Raw genomic sequence first — 5,390 nt, forward strand, 5'->3', positions numbered from 1 at the left:
GTCAGCGCGGCGAGCGCGTCCGGGCTGGCGTCGACCACGGTGACCCGGTGGCCGGCCTCGGCGAGCGGGACGGCGAACCCGCCGGTCCCGCCGCCGACGTCGAGCACGGTGAGCTGCGCGCCGGCCCGCCGGTCCAGCTCGGCCCGGAGCACCGCCCAGATCACGGCGGTACGGGGGGTCAGGGTTCGGGTCTGCTCCACGCCGCCGAGCCTAGTCACCCGCGCGGGTGGGGTCAGGACTCGCCGCCGCCGGCGGGGTCCTCCTCGGCGTGCGAGCGGCGAGGGTTGGCGACCGGACCCTCGGTCACCGGGTATTCGTGCACCTCGGTGTCGTGCGCCGGAACCCAGTCCGCACCGAGTCGGGTCCGTCGGGCGTTCGCCACGCCCCGGTGGGTGTTGCTCCCCGTCATCGTTCTCCACCTTTCGCGCGCGCGGGCCACTCTGCCCACGCCGGCGGACCGTATCTCCGGCCCACCGTCCGGTGAAACAGGGATGTGGCGGACGCCATGCCTGTTGGCGGGCCGCTGTGGCGAAGATCTCCACCCGGCGGCCCGGTTGCCAGCGCGCCCCGGACCGGATCAGGCTGACCGCGTGGTCGTCCTGCTCATCGCCTTCGGCATCGTGCTGCTCGGCACCGTGGCGCAGGCGGTCAGCGGCTTCGGATACGCGCTGGTGACCGTCCCGCTGCTGGCCGCCGCGGTGGACCCGCGCAGCGCCGTGGTGGTGTCCGCGCTGACCGGCATCGGGTCGACCCTGATCACGGTGGTGCGCGAGCGCGCGTTCGCCCGCTGGCCGGTGGCGCTCGCGCTCACCGGGACCGCCCTGCTCGGGCTGCCGGCCGGCCTGCTGGTGCTCGCGTACGCCCCGGAGCGGCTGCTCAGCGCGCTGATCGCGGGGGTGGTGCTCGGCTGCGTCGCGCTGGTCTGGTCGGGCGCCCGGATCCGTACCGGTCGGGTGGGGCTCGGGGCGGTCGGCGTGCTGGTGGGGGCGCTCACCGCGGCCACCGGCACCAACGGGCCGCCGCTGGTCGCCGCCTTCCACTCCCTCGGCTACGACCCGCGCACGTTCCGGGCGACCATCGCGGCCACCTTCGCCGGCACCGGCCTGATGGGCCTGGCCGGGTACGCCGTCACCGGCCAGCTGCACGCCGACGTGCTCCGCACGGCCCTGGTCGCACTGCCCGCCGTGCCGCTGGGGTGGTGGCTGGGCAACCGGCTGTTCCACCGGCTCGACCCGGTGGTGTTCCGGCGGGTCGTGCTGGTCGGGCTGCTCGGCAGCGCCGGCGTGGCGCTGGCCGGCCTGGCCGGGTGACACCCGGCGCCGCCACTCGATCCGGGCCACGCCGGCGCCGCTCGGCGGCGGGCGGCGGGGCGGTCAGCGGAAGTCGCGGGACGCCGGGGTGACCGGCGGGTCGATCGCGTCCAACCGGTCGGCGACCAGGTTGGTGACCCCCTCGTGCCGCTGCAACCGGCCCCGCACCACCAGGGCCGCGCTGGTCCGGGCCACCCGCCGGTAGCGCTGCCACAGCCCCGGCGAGCAGGTGACGTTGAGCATCCCGGTCTCGTCCTCGAGGTTGAGGAAGGTGACCCCGCCCGCGGTCGCCGGCCGCTGCCGGTGGGTGACGATCCCGCCGACCCGGATCCGCTGCCCGGGCTCCACCCGGCCCAGCCGGGCGATCGGCACCGCGCCCAGGGCGTCCAGCCGGTCCCGGATGAACCGCGCCGGGTGGCTCTCCGGGGACAGGCCGGTGGCCCAGACGTCGGCCACCAGGCGGTCCACCGCCTCCATCCCGGGCAGGGTGGGCGGGGCCGTACCGGTCACCGTGCCCGGCAGCCGGCCCGGCCGGTCCTGAGCGGCCGCGCCGGCGGCCCAGAGCGCCTGCCGCCGGGTCAGCCCGAAACCGGCGAAGGCGTCCGCGGTGGCCAGCGCCTCCAGCTGCGCGGCGGTCAGGCCGACCCGGCGGGCCAGGTCCGGCATGTCCCGGTACGGCCCGTGGGCCGTCCGCTCCGCCTCGATCCGCTCGGCCACGTCGTCGCCGAGGGTGCGGACGCTGCCCAGCCCGAGCCGGACCGCCGGGCCGCCCAGCCCCCAGGCGTGCGGCGGCTCCCCCGGCCGGCTGCCCCACCGGGTCTCCGGGGTGGACTCCAGCACCGCCTTGGCACCGCTGGCGTTGATGTCCGGACGGCGGACCTCCACGCCGTGCCGGCGGGCGTCGTCGACCAGGGTCTGCGGCGAGTAGAAGCCCATCGGCTGGGCGTTGAGCAGGGCGGCCAGGAACGGTGCCGGGTGGTAGCGCTTGAGCCAGGAGCTCGCGTACACCAGGTAGGCGAAGCTCATCGCGTGGCTCTCCGGGAAGCCGTAGCTGGCGAAGGCGGTGAGCTTGCGGTAGACGTCGTCGGCCAGCTCCCCGGTGATGCCCCGCTCGGCCATCCCGGCATAGAGCCGGTCGGCGATCTGCGCCATCCGCTCCACCGAACGCTTCGCCCCCATCGCCCGGCGCAGCTGGTCGGCCCCCGCGGCGTCGAAGCCGGCCAGGTCGATGGCGAGCTGCATGAGCTGCTCCTGGAACAGCGGCACGCCGAGGGTCTTCTCCAGCGCGTTGCGCATCAGCGGATGGGCGAAGGTCACCGGCTCCTGGCCGTTCTTGCGCCGGATGTACGGATGCACCGAGCCGCCCTGGATCGGGCCGGGACGGATCAGCGCCACCTCCACCACCAGGTCGTAGAACTCCCGGGGCTTGAGCCGGGGCAGGGTGGCCATCTGGGCGCGGCTCTCCACCTGGAACACCCCGACCGAGTCGGCCCGGCAGAGCATGTCGTAGACCTCGGGGTCGTCCAGCGTCATGTCGCCCAGGTCCAGGCTCATCCCGATCATGTCGTAGCCGTAGTGCAGGGCCGACAGCATGCCGAGGCCGAGCAGGTCGAACTTGACCAGGCCGACGGCGGCGCAGTCGTCCTTGTCCCACTGGAGCACGCTGCGGCCGGGCATCCGCCCCCACTCCACCGGGCAGACCTCGATCACCGGCCGGTCGCAGATCACCATGCCGCCGGAGTGGATGCCCAGGTGCCGGGGGAACCTCTGCAGCTCGTTGGCGTACGCGACGACCTCCTCGGGGATGTCCTCGACGTCGACCGCGGCGACCGAGCCCCACCGGTCGATCTGCTTGCTCCAGGCGTCCTGCTGCCCGGGCGAGAAGCCGAACGCCTTGGCCACGTCCCGCACCGCCGACCGCGGCCGGTACGAGATGACGTTGGCGACCTGGGCGGTGTGCTCCCGGCCGTACCGGGCGTAGACGTGCTGGATCACCTCCTCCCGGCGGTCGGACTCGATGTCCACGTCGATGTCGGGCGGGCCGTCGCGTTCCGGGGCGAGGAAGCGCTCGAAGAGCAGCCGGTGCCGGACCGCGTCCACGTTGGTGATGCGCAGCGCGTAGCAGACCGCCGAGTTGGCCGCCGAGCCCCGGCCCTGGCAGTAGATGTCCTGCTCCCGGCAGAAGGCGACGATGTCGTAGACCACCAGGAAGTAGCCGGGGAAGCCCAGCTCGTCGATCATCCGCAGCTCGTGCTCCAGCTGCGCGTACGCGTCGGGGTGCGCCTCGGGCGGCCCGTAGCGTTCCCGGGCGCCGACCAGGGTGAGGTGGCGCAGCCAGCTCATTTCGGTGTGCCCCGGCGGCACCGGGTACGCCGGCAGCTGCGGCGCGACCAGCTGCAGGTCGAAGGCGAGTTCCGCGCCGAACTCGGCGGCCCGGGCCACCGCCCCCGGGTACGCGGCGAACCGCGCCGCCATCTCCGCGCCGCTGCGCAGGTGGGCGGTGGCGGCGGCGGGCAGCCAGCCGTCGATCTCGTCCAGGCTGCGCCGGGCCCGGACCGCGGCCAAGGTGGTGGCCAGCCGCCGCCGCCCCGGGGTGGCGTAGTGCACGTTGTTCGTGGCCACGGTGGGCAGCCCGGCCGCGGCGGCCAGCTCGGCCAGGGCGTCGTTGCGGTCGGCGTCGACCGGGTGCCCGTGGTCGGTCAGCTCCACCGCCACCGTCTCCGCGCCGAAGAGCGCGGTGAGCCGGTCCAGCTCCCGGGCGGCCGCGTCGACCCCCTCGGTGAGCAGGGCGGCGGGCACGTGCCCCTTGCGGCAGCCGGTGAGCACCAGCACGTGGTCGCGCAACTCCTCGGCGACCTCCTCCAGCTCCCCGTAGACCGGGCGGCCCTTCTCGCCGCCGCGCAGCTGGGCCCGGGAGACGGTGGCGGCGAGCCGGGCGTACCCCTCGTGGCCGTGGGCGAGCACCAGCAGGTGCCGGCCGAGCGGATCGGGCTCGCCGTTCTGCGGGCCGGGCAGCCCGAGGGACAGCTCCGCGCCGAAGACGGTCGGCAGGTGCAGCGCGCGGGCCGCCTCGGCGAAGCGCACCACCCCGTAGAAGCCGTCGTGGTCGGTGACGGCGAGCGCGGTGAGCCCCAGTCGGGCCGCCTCCTCGGCCAGCTCCTCCGGGTGGCTGGCACCGTCGAGGAAGCTGAAGTTGGAGTGCGCGTGCAGCTCCGCGTAGGGCACCGAACCGTCCGGCCGGGGCAGCTCGGGGGCCTCGTACTGCTGCCGCTTGCGGCTCCATGCCGGGGAGTCCCCGCCGTCGGCGTCGACCGCGAGGGGGTCCACCACGTGCAGGTGCCGCCGCTCGCCCTTCGCCCGCCCCTTGCCGGCCCGTCCGTCGCCGGCCCGTCCGTCACCGGCCCGTCCGGAGAGCACCTGTTCCAGCTCCGACCAGGGCATCTTCGGGTTGTGGAAGCTCACCGCCCCACCCCGCGTTCGGTGCTCGTCGAGATCTTGGAAGATTTCGGCCCCGGGGAGGGCCGGCGGTTTCCAAGATCTCTCACGGCGGCCGTGCGGACCCGACGGCAGGTGACTGGCGGTCGCCTACGAACTTGATGACGTGGATGAATCACGGCACCCTCACCGCCGCCGGCGGGGGTGAGGATGGCCGTGGCGGCGGAGGCCGTGGCGGTGGTGATGACAGTGATGGCGGCGGCGGTGATGGCCGTGGCGGTGGTGGCGGTGATGGCCGTGGCCGTGGCGGTGGTCCAGCGGGGCGATCCATTTGCGCCATCAAGTTGGTAGGCGGTGACAGGCCGACGCCGGCGCAGCACGCCGACGCGCCACTCAGCCGGGCCACGCCCGCCAACCGGGCCACGCCCGCCGACCGGGCCACGCCGGCCGACCGGGGCACGCCGGCCGACCGGGGCACGCCAGTTAGTCATAGATCGCCTCCACCAGCCACTGGCCGCCCTCGACCGCGAGCAGCAGGGCGGCGCCGTCGGCCAGGCAGACCTGGAACCGGGCCCGGCGGCGCGCCTCGGCCGGCGCCCACCAGCGCTCGTCCACCGGCCACGGGCCGGCCCAGCCGACGATCTC

The 5,390-nt window shown here is 75.0% G+C and carries 5 protein-coding genes; 2 read left to right on the forward strand and 3 right to left on the reverse strand.

Annotated elements, in window-relative coordinates:
- Both ACWEVO_RS29090 and ACWEVO_RS29095 read right to left on the reverse strand, forming a co-directional pair.
- Positions 1-218 (reverse strand): class I SAM-dependent methyltransferase (locus tag ACWEVO_RS29090; RefSeq protein ID WP_452310673.1); only part of this gene is annotated, 218 nt, incomplete at its 3' end.
- 14 nt (positions 219-232) lie between these two features.
- Positions 233-409, reverse strand: a complete 177-nt coding sequence (locus tag ACWEVO_RS29095) for a hypothetical protein (protein WP_452310674.1) — start codon at positions 407-409, stop codon at positions 233-235.
- A gap of 181 nt (positions 410-590) precedes the next feature.
- On the opposite strand from ACWEVO_RS29095, the gene ACWEVO_RS29100 reads away from it, so the two are divergent.
- The gene (locus tag ACWEVO_RS29100; RefSeq protein WP_452310675.1) at positions 591-1,310 is read left to right on the forward strand and encodes a sulfite exporter TauE/SafE family protein; all 720 of its coding nucleotides are present in this window, start codon (positions 591-593) and stop codon (positions 1,308-1,310) included.
- Positions 1,311-1,373: 63 nt separating this feature from the next.
- Here the strand turns inward: ACWEVO_RS29100 and ACWEVO_RS29105 are convergent, their stop codons facing one another.
- A complete protein-coding gene (locus tag ACWEVO_RS29105; protein WP_452310676.1) occupies positions 1,374-4,772 on the reverse strand; it encodes an error-prone DNA polymerase in 3,399 nt (1,132 codons plus the stop codon).
- Positions 4,773-4,961: 189 nt separating this feature from the next.
- Between ACWEVO_RS29105 and ACWEVO_RS29110 the strand changes: the two genes are divergently transcribed.
- Positions 4,962-5,096: a hypothetical protein gene (locus ACWEVO_RS29110; RefSeq protein WP_452310677.1), complete on the forward strand. Its 135-nt coding sequence runs from the start codon at positions 4,962-4,964 to the stop codon at positions 5,094-5,096.
- The last annotated feature ends 294 nt before the right edge of the window (positions 5,097-5,390 follow it).

The sequence above is a fragment of the Micromonospora sp. NPDC003776 genome (genome assembly GCF_053605645.1).

Bases quoted from the DNA above. Each gene is read 5' to 3' on its own strand.
- ACWEVO_RS29095 (WP_452310674.1), bottom strand. From the start codon at position 409: ATGACGGGGAGCAACACCCACCGGGGCGTGGCGAACGCCCGACGGACC.